Source organism: Streptomyces sp. R44 (assembly GCF_041053105.1).
Taxonomy (GTDB): Bacteria; Actinomycetota; Actinomycetes; order Streptomycetales; family Streptomycetaceae; genus Streptomyces.
In genome coordinates this window covers 5,681,579-5,695,041 of record NZ_CP163444.1, presented here as the reverse complement: position 1 = coordinate 5,695,041, position 13,463 = coordinate 5,681,579, and the positions used below count along the sequence as shown (strand labels likewise).

The 13,463-nt window shown below is 72.9% G+C and carries 12 protein-coding genes; all 12 read left to right on the top strand.

Annotation, left to right across the window (positions count from 1 at the left end):
• The first annotated feature begins 27 nt into the window (after positions 1 to 27).
• On the top strand, positions 28 to 990 hold the full coding sequence (locus tag AB5J54_RS26640; protein WP_369146434.1) for a UbiA prenyltransferase family protein: 963 nt from the start codon (positions 28 to 30) through the stop codon (positions 988 to 990).
• Positions 987 to 1,988 carry a lysylphosphatidylglycerol synthase domain-containing protein gene (locus AB5J54_RS26635; protein ID WP_369146433.1) on the top strand — a complete coding sequence of 334 codons (1,002 nt, stop codon included), beginning with the start codon at positions 987 to 989 and terminating at the stop codon, positions 1,986 to 1,988. The genes AB5J54_RS26640 and AB5J54_RS26635 overlap by 4 nt, the downstream gene beginning before the upstream one ends.
• Entirely contained in the window at positions 1,946 to 3,379 is a 1,434-nt protein-coding gene (locus AB5J54_RS26630) for an aspartate aminotransferase family protein (RefSeq protein WP_369146432.1), read from the top strand. The genes AB5J54_RS26635 and AB5J54_RS26630 overlap by 43 nt, the downstream gene beginning before the upstream one ends.
• Positions 3,373 to 4,425, top strand: coding sequence for an NAD-dependent epimerase/dehydratase family protein (locus tag AB5J54_RS26625; RefSeq protein WP_369146431.1), 1,053 nt, complete (start codon positions 3,373 to 3,375; stop codon positions 4,423 to 4,425). Before AB5J54_RS26630 ends, AB5J54_RS26625 begins: the two co-directional genes overlap by 7 nt.
• A 13-nt stretch (positions 4,426 to 4,438) precedes the next feature.
• Positions 4,439 to 5,479, top strand: coding sequence for a glycosyltransferase family 2 protein (locus tag AB5J54_RS26620; protein WP_369146429.1), 1,041 nt, complete (start codon positions 4,439 to 4,441; stop codon positions 5,477 to 5,479).
• Positions 5,476 to 6,606 (top strand): endonuclease/exonuclease/phosphatase family protein, encoded by a 1,131-nt coding sequence (locus AB5J54_RS26615; RefSeq protein WP_369146428.1) that lies wholly within the window; start codon positions 5,476 to 5,478, stop codon positions 6,604 to 6,606. Before AB5J54_RS26620 ends, AB5J54_RS26615 begins: the two co-directional genes overlap by 4 nt.
• Positions 6,603 to 7,568, top strand: a complete 966-nt coding sequence (locus AB5J54_RS26610; protein ID WP_369146427.1) for an endonuclease/exonuclease/phosphatase family protein — start codon at positions 6,603 to 6,605, stop codon at positions 7,566 to 7,568. The genes AB5J54_RS26615 and AB5J54_RS26610 overlap by 4 nt, the downstream gene beginning before the upstream one ends.
• Positions 7,569 to 7,585: 17 nt before the next feature.
• Positions 7,586 to 8,551, top strand: coding sequence for an aldo/keto reductase (locus AB5J54_RS26605; protein ID WP_369146426.1), 966 nt, complete (start codon positions 7,586 to 7,588; stop codon positions 8,549 to 8,551).
• Entirely contained in the window at positions 8,541 to 10,457 is a 1,917-nt protein-coding gene (locus tag AB5J54_RS26600) for a hypothetical protein (protein ID WP_369146425.1), read from the top strand. The genes AB5J54_RS26605 and AB5J54_RS26600 overlap by 11 nt, the downstream gene beginning before the upstream one ends.
• 17 nt (positions 10,458 to 10,474) lie before the next feature.
• Positions 10,475 to 11,458, top strand: coding sequence for a LuxR C-terminal-related transcriptional regulator (locus AB5J54_RS26595; RefSeq protein WP_369146424.1), 984 nt, complete (start codon positions 10,475 to 10,477; stop codon positions 11,456 to 11,458).
• A 100-nt stretch (positions 11,459 to 11,558) separates the two neighbouring features.
• Complete coding sequence (locus tag AB5J54_RS26590) at positions 11,559 to 11,822, top strand: DUF3311 domain-containing protein (RefSeq protein WP_351184057.1); 264 nt, start codon at positions 11,559 to 11,561, stop codon at positions 11,820 to 11,822.
• The gene (gene mctP, locus AB5J54_RS26585; RefSeq protein WP_369146423.1) at positions 11,819 to 13,438 is read left to right on the top strand and encodes a monocarboxylate uptake permease MctP; all 1,620 of its coding nucleotides are present in this window, start codon (positions 11,819 to 11,821) and stop codon (positions 13,436 to 13,438) included. Before AB5J54_RS26590 ends, mctP begins: the two co-directional genes overlap by 4 nt.
• Positions 13,439 to 13,463: the final 25 nt, after the last annotated feature.

Here is a 13,463-nt window from a genome sequence, read left to right as displayed (position 1 = left end):
TACGACCCTCCCCACAGGAGTACGTCCATGGCCACGCCCACGCTCACCGGACGGGAGGCGCCGGCGGTCCGTCCGCCGGCCTCCCGTCCCCCCGGTCGTCTCGCCGACCTCACCGCCCTCGTCCGCCCGGGACAGTGGACGAAGAACCTGGTCGTCGTCCCCCTCGGCCTGCTCGGCGCCCCTCACCTCGACGCCGGCGCGCTCGGCGGCACCCTCGCCGCGATCGCCGTCTTCACCCTCGCGTCCGCGCTGATCTACCTCGTCAACGACATCGGCGACCGGGACCGCGACCGCCGCCACCCGGAGAAGCGGCACCGGCCGATCGCCGCCGGCCGGATCGGGGTCGGCACGGCCGTGGCGTTCGCCGCCGCCCTCGGACTGCTCCTCGCGGCGACGGTCGGGCTGACCGTCGCCACCGGTGCCACCGCGCCCGCCGACTGGTGGCCGGTCGCCGCGTACGTCGCGCTGAACGCCGCGTACAGCAGGGGGCTCAAGCACGTGCCGCTGCTCGACGTGTTCATCGTCGCGCTCGGGTTCGTGCTGCGGCTCGCCCAGGGCTGTCTGGCCTCCGGCAACCCGGTGCCCAGCTGGCTGGCGCTCGGGGTGCTCACCCTCTGCCTGCTGCTGATCCTCGGCAAGCGGCGGCACGAGATGGCCGTCGGCGGAGTGCTGCACCGGCCCGCGCTGCGCGGCTACACGGTCGGCTTCCTCGACCAGCTGCTCGGCTTCACCGCGGTCCTCGCGGCGGTGAGTTACGTGCTGCACGTGCAGGCCAGCCCGGTCTTCGGCGCGCACGGGCCGCTCGTCGCCGTGCTCACCGCGCCCTTCGCGCTCTTCGGCCTCGCCCGCTACCTCCAGCTGATCGTGGTCGACTCCGGCGGCGGCAACCCCACCCGGGCCCTGTTCGCCGACCGGATGACGGTGACCAACGCGCTGCTCTGGTCGGGGCTCCTGACCGGCGCGTGGCTGCTCGACCGGCTCGGCCGATGACCCCGGCCACCGCACCCCGGGGCGGCGGCGCACGGCTCCCGCGCCTGCTGCGGATCCTGTTCCCGCTCGCCGTCGTCACCGGCATCGGCCTCGCCCTGTACGACCGGGCCGGTGAGCTCGCCGCGCTCCTCCTGCGGCCCGGCTCCGTCCCGTACCTGCTCCTCGCCCTCGCCGCCAACGCCGTCGCCGTCCTGTTCACCATGGCCACCTGGCGCAGCCTGCTCACCGACCTCGGGCCGCGGCTGCCCGGCCGCACCGCCACCCGGATCTACTTCACGTCCTACCTCGGCAAGTACGTGCCGGGCGCGGTCTGGGGCGTCCTCGCCCAGCTGCGGATGGCCGGCGCCGCCGGGGTGCCCGCGCCGGTCGTGCTCGCCGTCTTCCTGCTCAACCTGATCGTCGCCGTCCTCACCGGCCTCGCCGTCGGACCCGTCGCCGCGCCCTGGACGCTCGGCGCCGGGGCCTGGTGGCTGGTGCTGCCCGGCGCGCTCACCCTGCTGCTGGTCGTGAGACCGCGCCTGCTCAACCGGCTGGCCGCGTCCGCCGCCCGGCTGGCCCGGCGGCCGGCGCCGCAGGCCCGGGCGAGCGCCCGGGGCGTGCGCCGGGCGCTCGCCGCCGCCACCGCCTCCTGGGCGGTGTCCGGACTGCATCTGTGGGCGCTCGCCGTGATGCTCGGCGCCCCGCCGCTGACCGCGCTGCCGGTCTGCGTGGGCGGCTTCGCCCTCGCCACCGCCGCCGCGAGCCTCGTGGTCGTCCTGCCGGACGGCTGGGGCGCCCGCGAGGCCCTGCTGCTGCTCTCGCTGACCGCCGTCCTGCCCTGGCAGGAGGCGACCGCGGTCGCGGTCGCCAGCCGGGTGGTCTGCACGCTCAGCGAGGTCCTGGTCGGCGGCGCCGCCCTCCTCCTCACCCTGCCCCGCCACTCCCCCCACGTTCCCGACTCTCCCGAAGGAATCCCGTGTCCGGTCAGCTCTACACCGTCGACGACTGCGAGTCGCTGACGACCAAGCAGGTCCACGGCCTGTACAAGGACCACGTCAACAAGAGCCAGGTCTCCCTGATGACCTCCTTCGGCTTCGGCCAGGAGCTCGTCGAGAGCGCCGAGGGCGTCTGGATCACCCAGCGCGACGGCCGCCGCGTCCTCGACTTCACCGGCGGGGTCGGCGTCCTCAACCACGGCCACAACCACCCCCGGATCCTCGCCGCCCGGCAGCGCTTCCAGGAGCGCAGGAGCATGGAGGTCCACAAGACCTACTTCTCGCCGTACATCGCGGCGCTCGGCCACAACCTGGCGGAGCTGCTGCCCGGCGACCTGAACATGTCGTTCTTCCCCAACTCCGGTGCGGAGGCGGTCGAGGGCGCGGTCAAGCTGGCGTACAAGTACCACGGCGGCCGGCGCTCCCGGGTGCTGCGGGCCGACATCTCCTTCCACGGCAAGCTGCTCGGCTCGGGCAGCCTGACCGGCCAGAACGCGTCGACGTTCCAGTTCCCCGGCATCCCCGGCGTGGGGATCTTCCGGTACGGCGACCTGGACTCCGTACGGAAGCTGGTCGCCGAACTGCGCACCGCCAAGGGCGAGTCCGACGTGTACGCGATCCTCATCGAGCCGCTGTCGGCGTCCACGATGAACGAGTGCTCCGAGGAGTTCCTGCGCGGGCTCCGCGAGCTGTGCACGGCCGAGGACATCGTGCTGCTCTTCGACGAGATCTACACCGGCTGGGGCAAGACCGGCACCCTCTTCCACTTCATGCGGTACGAGGGTCTGGTCCCCGACATCCTCACCACCTCGAAGTCCTTCGGCGGCGGCAAGTCCTCCATCTCGGCCTTCGTGGCCCGCGAGCCGGTCTTCCGCAAGGCCTACGACAACCTCACGGACGCCCTGCTCCAGTCGACGTCCACCACCTACTACGGCTTCGGCGAGGAGGCGGTCACCGCCATCGAGGCCGTCAACGTGGCCGTCGAGGACGACTATCCGGCCCGCGCCCGGGACATCGAGCGGATCCTCGCCCCGGGACTGGAGCGGATCGCGAAGGAGTACCCGGACGTGGTGGCCGAGGTCCGCGGCCACGGCGCCCTGCACGGGGTCTTCCTGCACAAGGGCCCGAAGATCCTGGAGCTGGTCACCAAGCTGGTGCCGGGCGCGATGACGAGGGACCCGCGCTTCCGCACCAAGCTCATCACCTCGTCGGTGGTCAACGCCCTGTACCGGGACCACGGCATCTACACGTACTACACGCTCAACGGCGACAACCCGCTGATGGTCGCCCCCTCGCTGGTCGCCGAACCGCACGAGGTCGAGTTCTTCCTGGACTGCCTCGACAAGACCCTCGCCCAGGGTCTGCCCCGTCTGCTCACCCGTTTCGTCAAGGAGAAGGTGTCGTCGCTGTGGTAGAGCGCGTCGTGGTCACCGGCGGTGCCGGAATGCTCGGTTCGACCCTGATCGAGCGGCTGCTCGACGAGGGCCGGCAGGTGCACTGCGTGGACCTGCGGGCCCCGCGCACGGAGCACCCGCACCTGACCCACACGGTCTCGGACGTCCGGGACACCGTCACGATGAAGCGGGTCACGGCGGACGCCGACGTGGTGGTGCACTGCGCGGCCGCCCTGCCCAGCTACCCGGCGGACACCATCCGCTCGGTCATCGTCGGCGGCACGGAGGCGGTCCTGACGGCCGCCGAGGCGAACGCCGTGCCCAGGGTCGTGCACATCTCCTCGACCGCCGTGTACGGACTGCCGAAGGTGGTCCCGACCCCGGAGGAGTACCCGCGCGAGCCCGTCGACACGTACAGCGCCGCCAAGGCGGAGGCCGAGGAGGTCGCGGAGCGCTTCCGGGGCCGGGAGATGTGCGTGCCGATCCTGCGGCCCAAGACCTTTCTGGGGCCCGGCCGGATGGGGCTCTTCGCGATGCTCTTCGAATGGGCCGAGGAGGGCCGGAACTTCCCGGTCCTCGGCCGGGGAGACGTCCGCATCCAGATGTTCGACGTGGCCGACCTGGTCGACGCGGTCGTCACCGCGATGGAGGCGCCCGCCGAGCGGGCCGACGACACCTTCAACCTCGGCGCCACCGAGTTCGGCACGATACGCGAGGACTTCCAGGCCGTCCTGGACGCCGCCGGGCACGGCAAGCGGGTCCGCTCGCTGCCCGCGAAGCCCGCCCTCGCCGCGCTCAGCCTGCTCCAGCGCTCCGGGCTCTCCCCCGTCTACGGACGGCTGCTCCACAAGCTCCTCGACGACAGCTTCGTCTCCACCGACAAGGCCAGGGACGTCCTCGGCTTCCGGCCGGTCCACTCCAACCAGGACGCGATCCTGCGCACCTACGCCTGGTGGCGCGAGCAGCAGCGCACCGCCGGCGCCCGCCCCGCGAAGAAGAGCGAGGGCGTCACCAGCGTCGAACCCTGGCGGCAGGGAGCCCTCTCCCTCGCCAAGGTCCTCTTCTAGGAGAACCCCCCACATGACCCTCCCCCTGGTCTCCGTCATCGTCCCCAACTACAACTACGGCCGCTCCATCGGCCTGTGCGTCGAGGCCGCCCTCGCCCAGACGTACCCGAACATCGAGGTCGTCGTCGTCGACGACTGCTCCACCGACGACTCCGCGGCGATCGCCGCAGCGGCCGGCGCGCGGGTGGTCTCCACCGGCGTCAACAGCGGGGTCGCGGTCGCCCGCAACCTCGGCGCGGAGCTCTCCTCCGGCGAGATCCTCGTCTTCCTCGACTCCGACGTCGCCATGCACCCGGACGCGGTCGCCAGGTCCGTCGCACTCCTCGGCTCCGGGCAGGGGTACGGCGCGATCTGCGGCACCTACGAGCCGGAGCCGCTCATCCGGGACAGCCTCATCGAGGAGTACCGCTCGCTCCAGCAGTACTACCTGCTGCTGAAGTCCGAGGGGGTCATCGACACCGTCCACACCGCGATCCTCGCCATGCCCCGGACGGTCTTCCACGAGGTCGGGCCGTTCAACCCGATCCTGCGGCACACCGAGGACCAGGACTACGGCCGCCGGATCTCCGAGCGGTACACGGTCCTCAGCTCCCTGGAGGTACGCGGCCGGCACGACCACGACGACACCGTACGGATCGTCCTCGGCAAGGTCTTCGCCCGCGCCCGGCTCGCCGTGCCGCTCATCCTCGGCCGGCGCCACCTCCAGGGCGGCTTCGTCACCGGGCCGCGCGCGGGCGCCAGCCTGGCCGCGCCCCTGACGGTCGCCGCGCTCGCCGCGCCGCCGCTGTGGGGAGCCGCGTGGGCGCTGCTCCCGCTCGCCCTGTTCCTCCTGGGCGTCTGGGGCGACCTGGACATGTACCGGGAGGTGCGGCGGCACCGGGGGCGGCTGTTCCTCGGGTACTTCGTGGCCGTGAACTTCCTGGTGAACCTGACGGTGTTCGCGGCGATCGGGGTCGCGGGCGTGCAGTGGCTGTGCTCGAAGCGGTTCCGGCACCTGTACGACCCGCAGCCGCGGCCGGACCTGACCCGTGCGCCGATGGGCGCGGGCCGGTGACGGACACGCTCACGCCGGTCGCGCCCGCGAAGGCCGTGGCACGGCCCCGGGGGCGCCGCCGGAACCGGCTGGTGACGGGCGCCGCGGCGGCCTGGCTCGTCCTGCTCCTCGTCGAGTGGGCGGCCGACGGCCGGATCTGGCTCGGGCAGCTCGTCGGCATCGTCCCGCCGGCCGTCTTCGCCCTGGTGCCGCTCGCGCTCGCGGCCCTCGCCCCGCTCGCCCGGGGCGCCGCCCGGTGGCGTGCGGCGGGCGCGGCGGGCCTCGCCCTGCTCCTCGGCTTCGGACAGTCGGGCTTCGACCCGGCGGCGCTGTGGCGGGCGGAGCCCCGGCCCGGCCCGGACGCCGTACGGGTCTTCGCCTGGAACACCAACTCGTGGAACCAGCTCCTCGGCACCCAGGACCACTTCTACGCCTTCCTGAAGGCGAAGCACGCGGACGTGTACCTGCTGCACGAGTACCAGCACGTCACCGCCGACCGGAAGGGCAAGCTGCCCGTCGACGACCTGGCGCGGCTGCGCCGGGAGTTCCCCGGCTACCAGGTGGCCGTCCGCGGCGAGCTGGTGACGCTCTCCCGCTTCCCGATCCTGCGGCAGCCGGCCGTGGGCCCGGCCCGGGACGTGCCGCCGGGCCCACGGCCGGCTGCCGACTGGCCGACGGAGTACCGCGCCCACAAGGTGCTGCGGACGGACGTGCTGGTCAGGGGCCGTGCGGTGTCCTTCTACAACGTGCACATGCCGGTGTGGAACAGCATGCCGGACGGGCTCCTCTCCCCCGCCTTCTACCGCCACATGCGGGAACGGTTCGCCCCGCGCCGGGCCCAGTACGAGGGCCTGGAGGCCGACCTCGCCGCCAACCGCAACCCGGTGGTGGTGGCCGGCGACTTCAACGCGACGGCCGCGATGGCGGACCTCGACCCGCTGCGGGAGCGCCTCGACGACGCGGCGGAGGTGAGCACCGACCCGTACCCGACGAGCTGGGAGGAGGGCGGCTGGAAGCCCTTCTGGCGGACCGACTGGGCGTTCACCGGGAACGGGGCGCGGGCCGAGAAGTACGCGTTCGGTACGCCGGAGAAGCTGTCCGACCACGCCGTGCAGGACCTGTGGGTCGCGCTGCCGGGGAGCGGATGACGGCGATGGCCCTGTACTGCGCCCTCGGCTGGGCGGTCTTCCTCGCGCTGCACCTCGCGCTCAACGGCCGCTGGTGGCCGTGGCTCGCCGTCTCGCTCCTTCCGCCGGTCACGCTCGCCGCCGTCCCGCTCGCGCTGCTCGCCGCCGCCGTGGTCACGGGCGAGCCGGTCGCGGCGGCGCTCGCCACCGGCTGCCTCCTGGTGGCCTGGCCGCAGAACGGGATCAACCTGCGGGGGCTCCTCTCCCGCGGGACCGGCGGCCTGCGGCTCGTGTCCTGGAACACCCAGCACTGGAACCAGGGCGGCGACCCCGACCGCTTCTACGCCTTCCTGCGCTCGCTCGACGCCGACGTGTACGTCCTCCAGGAGTACCTGAACGGCTTCGAGGGCGGCGAGGTCTGGGACATCGACGACGAGGAGCGGCTGCGGGCCGCGTTCCCCCGCCACCACCTGGCCGTCGGCAACAACTCCGTGACGCTGTCCCGGTTCCCGCCCGCCGGGCCGCCCGTGCCCGTCGGCGCCTGCTCGCTGCGGGTGGACCTGCGGGTCGGGCACGGCGTCCTGTCCACGTACAACGTGCACATCCCGGTCCAGCTCACGGTCATGAACCCGCTGCGGCCGGCCTTCCTCCGGGACATGCGGCGCCGGGCGGCGGCCCGCGACCGGGAGTACGCGGCGCTCGTCGCCGACCTGCGGTCCAACCCGCACCCGGTCCTGGTGACCGGGGACTTCAACACCAGCGCCGCCATCGGCGACATCCGCCGGATGCCCCGGACGCTCCGCGACGCGATCGGCGCCTGCCGCTCGGTCCTGCCGGCCAGCTGGAACGCCCGCGCGCGGCTGCGGCTGTGGCGGATCGACTGGGCGTTCACCGGGGGCGGCGCCCGGGTGGGCTCGTACCGCTTCCGCGACGCGGAGGGCCTCTCGGACCACCTGGTCCAGGAACTGACCGTCACCGTTTGAGAGAGAGGGAACACCCCATGGAGTACACGAACCTGGGCGGCCCCGAGGGTCCGCGCGTGTCCACGCTGTGCCTGGGCACCCTGCCGTTCGGCACCCGGATCGACGAGGCCGCGGCCTTCGCCGTCCTGGACCGCTTCCACGAGGCGGGCGGCACCTTCATCGACACCGCGAACACGTACGCCTTCTGGGAGCCGGGCGCGACCGGCGCCGAGAGCGAGCTGCTCATCGGCCGCTGGCTGCGCAGCCGGGGCGTCCGGGACGAGATGGTGCTCGCCACCAAGGTCGGCGCGCTGCCGGACCCGCCGGGCTCGGCCTGGCCGGAGTGCGCGGAGGGCCTGTCGGCGCCGGTGATCCGGCGTCAGGTGGAGGAGAGCCTGCGGAACCTGGGCACGGACCGGATCGACCTGTACTACGCGCACATCGACGACCGGTCGACGCCGGTCGCGGAGACGATCGGCGCCTTCGGCGAGCTGGTGGACGTCGGGAAGATCGGCCGGGCGGGCTGCTCGAACTTCGCGGCCTGGCGGATCGAGGAGTCGCGCGGCGCCGCGGTCGCCGCGGACCTGCCGGACTACGCGGCCGTGCAGCAGCGCCACACCTACCTCCGGCCGCGCCCCGGCGCGGAGTTCGGGGTGAACCCGCACGCCTCGGAGGAGCTGCTCGACTACCTGGGGACGCGGCCGGAGCTGACGTTCACCGCGTACACGACGCAGCTCACGGGGGCGTACACGGATCCGGGCAAGGAGATTCCCGAGCAGTACCGGCACGCGGGTTCGGAGCGGCGTCTGAAGGTGCTCGCCGAGGTGGCGGCGGAGCTCGGGGTGACCGCGAACCAGGTGGTCCTGGCCTGGGCGCTGGGCGGCGAGCTGCCCGTCCTGCCGGTGATCGGGGCGAGTGCGCCGGAGCAGCTGGACGAGGCGCTCGGCGCGGTGGGGCTGCGTCTGGACGAGGAGCTCAGGAAGCGGCTGGACGATGTGGACTGAGCGGGTACGGACCGCGGTGCTGCGCCACCGGGTGGCGGTCGGGGTGGTGTGGCTGCTGGTGCTGCTGCTCGGCGGGGCGGCGGCGGTGCTCGGTCTGGGGCGCCTCGACCAGTCGTTCACGGCCTCCGGCGGGCCGGGCCACCGGGCGAACCTGGCGATCCAGGAGCGGTACGGGAACGGGGCCGCCGTCGCCCCGCTGGTGGCGGTCGTGACCTGGGAGGTACGGGACCGGGCGTCCGCCACGCGGCTCGCGGCGGCGCTCGAACGGACGGCGGGACCGGGCGCGCGGACCGTCTCGTACGCGGGGACGGGCGACGAGGGCTTCCTCGGCGCGGACGGCCGGACCGAGTACGCCCTGGTGTACCCGGCGGCGGGGAAGCCGGACCTGGCGGGTCTGACGGCCGTCGAGGAGGCGGCGGTCTCGCTCCGTGCGGGGCTGCGGTCCGCACTTCCCGGGGCCCGGGTCGAGGTGACGGGGGTGCTGCCGCTCCAGCACGACAGCGCGCTCGTGGGGCCGGGCGCGGTGGCCCTGGCGGCGAAGGCGGCCTGTGCGCTGGGCCTGTTGCTCGTGCTCGTCCTGGCGTTCCGCTCGCCGCTAGGGGTCCTGGCGCCGCTGCTCCTGGCGGCCGTGACCTCGGTGGGGGCGCTCGCCCTGGTGGAGGCGGTGGCGGGGTTCACGGAGATCGGCTTCGTGGTGGTGTACCTGGTGCCGGTGACGGCGCTCGTGGTCGCGGTGCACCGCTGGGCGCAGCGGCCGGGGCGGGCCGGCGCCCGGTCGGCGGTGACGGGCGGGGCGGCGGGTGCGGCGGCCTGCGCGGCCCTGGCCTTGTTCCCGGCGGCGTTCCTGCGGTCGGTCGGGGTGGCGGGGCTCGCGGTCTGCGCGGTGGGCACGGCGGCGGCCCTGACGCTGACGCCGGTGCTGCGGTCGGTGGTCCGGGACCCCCGCGCTGTCCGCGTACGGAGCCCCCGCGCGCTCCCCGCCGTCGGCCTCGTCCTCCTCGTCCTGCTCACCGGCGCGGCCACGCAGCTGCGGGTCGGCAACCCGGAGGCCCGCGCCCTGGTGGCGAGCGGTCCGGCCCGGGACGGTCTGGACCGGCTGACGGCGGCCGGGGTGCCGTCGGGCGTGCTGAACCCGCTGGAGGTCCTCGTCCCCGAGGGCGGGGACGCGGCGGCGGTGGCCGCGCGGGCGGCGCGGGTGCCGGGGGTGCTGCTCGCGGCGGCGCCCGCGGCCTGGCACCGCTCCGGGTCGGCCCTGGTGGTGGTCGTCCCGGAGGCGGAGCCGATGACGGCGGCCGGGGCGGGGACGGTGACGGCGCTGCGGTCGGCGCTCGCCGGCACGGGCGCCCTGGTGGGCGGTTCGGGTGTGGTGGACCGCGATCTGGTGGACGGGGTGTACGGGCTGCTGCCGTACGCGGTCCCGGCGGCGGCCCTGGCGGCGTTCGGGGTGCTCGCCCGGCGGCTGGGTCCCGGCCCGGCGGCGCGGGCGGTGCTCGGCGGGCTGCTCGCGGCGGGCGCGTCGGCGGGGGCTCTCGTGGTGCTGTGGCAGTGGGGCCCGGCGGGGACCGGTGCGGTGACGGGCTGGGTGCCGCTGGTGGTGGGCGCCTTCGCGTTCTGCGTGTCCCTGGAGCGGTCGGCGGCCTCGGCGGCGGGCGGGCCGGGGTGGGCCGGTCCGGTGGCGGCGGGCGCGGGCGCGCTCGCGGTGCTCACGGCGGGGATCGGTCCTCAGGTCGAACTGGCTCTGCTGGTCTCGGGTTTCGCGGCGGGTGCGGTGCTGGACGCGCTGGCCGGCGCACCGGCGGGATCGCCCCGCGGAGTTCACCATGATTGGTCTAGACCTAGACGCCTCCTCCCCTCTACCATCATCGACCGCGATCACGAGTTCGACCGGTCGCACCACGGAAGGTGACGAGGGGGAGATACCTGATGCTGGAGGCGCTCGGCATAAAGGAGTCGACGGAGGCCGTCTACCGCCTGCTCCTGGAGCGGCCCGAGTACGACGTGACGGACATGGCGACCCATCTGGGCCGCCCGGAGCCGGAGGTCCGCGAGGCGCTCGCCTGTCTCGCGGACCTCAAGCTCGTCCTCATGGACGACTCCTCGGGCGAGGTCGAACCCTTCAGCCCGGACGTCGGCTTCTCCTTCCTGCTCTCCCGCGCCGAGGCCGAACTGAGCAAGCGCAAGCGCCAGGTCGAGCAGGCGGGCAGGGCGGTGGCCGGCATCCTCGCCTCGTACGCGGACTGCCCCGAACCGGGCGTCCGGCACGACCTCGTGGACCGCATCACCGGACTCGACACCGTCCGCGAACGCCTGGAGGACCTCGCCGCGAACGCCCGCACCGAGTGCCTCTCGCTGCTGCCCGGCGGCGCCCAGCTCCCCGACACGATGGACGCGAGCCAGCCGCTCGACCAACTCGCCCTGGAGCGCGGGGTGAAGATCCGCTCGATCTACCAGGAGAGCTTCCGCAACGACCCGCCGACCGTCGACTACGTCCGCTGGTACTGCGACCTCGGCGGCGAGGCCCGGACCGTGCCCGTCGTCCCGATGCTCATGGTGATCGTCGACCGCGAGGCCGCGCTCGTCCCCGTCGACCCCGAGGACGGGCGCGCGGGCGCCCTCGAAGTGCGCAGCCCCGGCCTGGTCCACGCGCTCGTGGTGCTCTTCGACCGGCTGTGGGACGCCGGCACCCCCTTCGGCGAGGCCCCGCGCCGCGACGCGCACGACCTCTCCCCGCAGGAGCGGGAGTTGCTGATGCTCCTCGGCATCGGCTGCACGGACGACATCGCGGCCCGGCGGCTCGGGGTCTCGCTGCGGACGGTCCGCCGGATGAGCTCGGAGCTGATGAACCGGCTCGGCGCCCGCAGCCGTTTCGAGGCGGGCGTACGAGCCGCCAAGGAGGGCTGGCTCTGACGAGTCGCTTCCGTTATGCGGACAGGGGTTCCCAGCAACGGAGCCGTCCCCTAGATTTCCCCAGCATTACCGAGGTGATCAGTGAGGGGACGGAATCGCCATGTCAGAAGCGTCAGATGTGACACAAGGGAAACAACCGACCATCACTCCCGTGCGGGTGGTGATCGCGCTCTGCCTGTTCGCCCCGTTCGTGGCGATGCTCTGGGTGAGCTCCTACGCCAAGGTCGAACCGCTCTTCGCCGGCATCCCGTTCTTCTACTGGTACCAGATGCTCTGGGTGCTGATCTCCACGGCTCTCACCATGATCGCGTACAAGCTGTGGCAGCGGGACCAGCGCGCCCGCAAGGGAGGTGACGCACGATGAAGGACGGCGTGAACGGCGTGGCGCTCGGCGTCTTCGTCTTCTTCTTCCTGGCCGTCACGGTCATGGGCTTCCTGGCCGCCCGCTGGCGCAAGGCCGAGAACGAGAGCCTCGACGAATGGGGCCTGGGCGGCAGATCGTTCGGCACCTGGGTGACCTGGTTCCTGCTCGGCGGCGACCTCTACACGGCGTACACCTTCGTCGCCGTCCCCGCGGCCATCTACGCGGCGGGCGCGGCCGGCTTCTTCGCCGTCCCGTACACGATCCTGGTGTACCCGCTGATCTTCACCTTCCTGCCGCGCCTCTGGTCGGTCTCGCACAAGCACGGATACGTCACCACCTCCGACTTCGTGCGCGGCCGCTTCGGCTCCAAGGGCCTGTCCCTGGCGGTGGCGGTCACCGGCATCCTGGCCACCATGCCGTACATCGCCCTCCAGCTCGTCGGCATCCAGGCCGTCCTGGACGTGATGGGCGTCGGCGGCGGCGAGAACACCAACTGGTTCGTCAAGGACCTGCCGCTGCTCATCGCCTTCGGTGTCCTCGCGGCCTACACGTACTCCTCCGGCCTGCGCGCCCCGGCGCTCATCGCCTTCGTCAAGGACACCCTGATCTACATCGTCATCGCGGTGGCGATCATCTACATCCCGATCAAGCTGGGCGGCTTCGACGAGATCTTCGGCAAGGCGGCCGAGGCGTACAAGACGATCAACCCGGCCACCGGCAAGCCCAAGGGCGCGCTCGTCCCCGGCGAGGCCGGCCAGTGGACGTACGCGACGCTGGCGCTCGGCTCGGCGCTCGCGCTGTTCATGTACCCGCACTCCATCACGGCGACCCTGTCGTCCCGGAGCCGGAACGTCATCCGCCGCAACACCACGATCCTGCCGCTGTACTCGCTGATGCTGGGCCTGCTCGCGCTGCTCGGCTTCATGGCGATCGCCGCCGGCATCAAGGTCAAGAACGGCCAGCTCGCCATCCCGCAGCTCTTCGAGACCATGTTCCCGGACTGGTTCGCGGGCGTCGCGTTCGCCGCGATCGGCATCGGCGCGCTCGTCCCGGCCGCGATCATGTCGATCGCCGCGGCCAACCTCTTCACCCGCAACATCTACAAGGACTTCATCAAGAAGGACGCCACCCCGGCCCAGGAGACCAAGGTCTCCAAGCTGGTCTCGCTCCTGGTGAAGGTCGGCGCGCTCGTCTTCGTCCTCACCATGGACAAGACGGTCGCGATCAACTTCCAGCTGCTCGGCGGCATCTGGATCCTGCAGACCTTCCCGGCGCTCGTCGGCGGTCTCTTCACCCGCTGGTTCCACCGCTGGGCGCTGCTCGCCGGCTGGGCCGTCGGCATGGCGTACGGCACGGCCGCAGCGTACGGCGTCGCCAGCCCCACCCAGAAGCACTTCGGCGGCTCGGCCGCCGAGATCCCGGGCATCGGCGAGATCGGCTACATCGGCCTCACCGCCTTCGTGCTCAACGTCGTCGTCACGGTCGTCCTGACCTTCGTCCTCAAGGCCGTCAAGGCCCCCGAGGGCGTCGACGAGACCTCCCCGGAGGACTACACGGCGGACGCGGGCGACCCCGGCGTCACCGACCTCCCGAAGGTCGGCACCGCGGCGCACTGACGTCACCGTCCGTGAACGGGCCCCG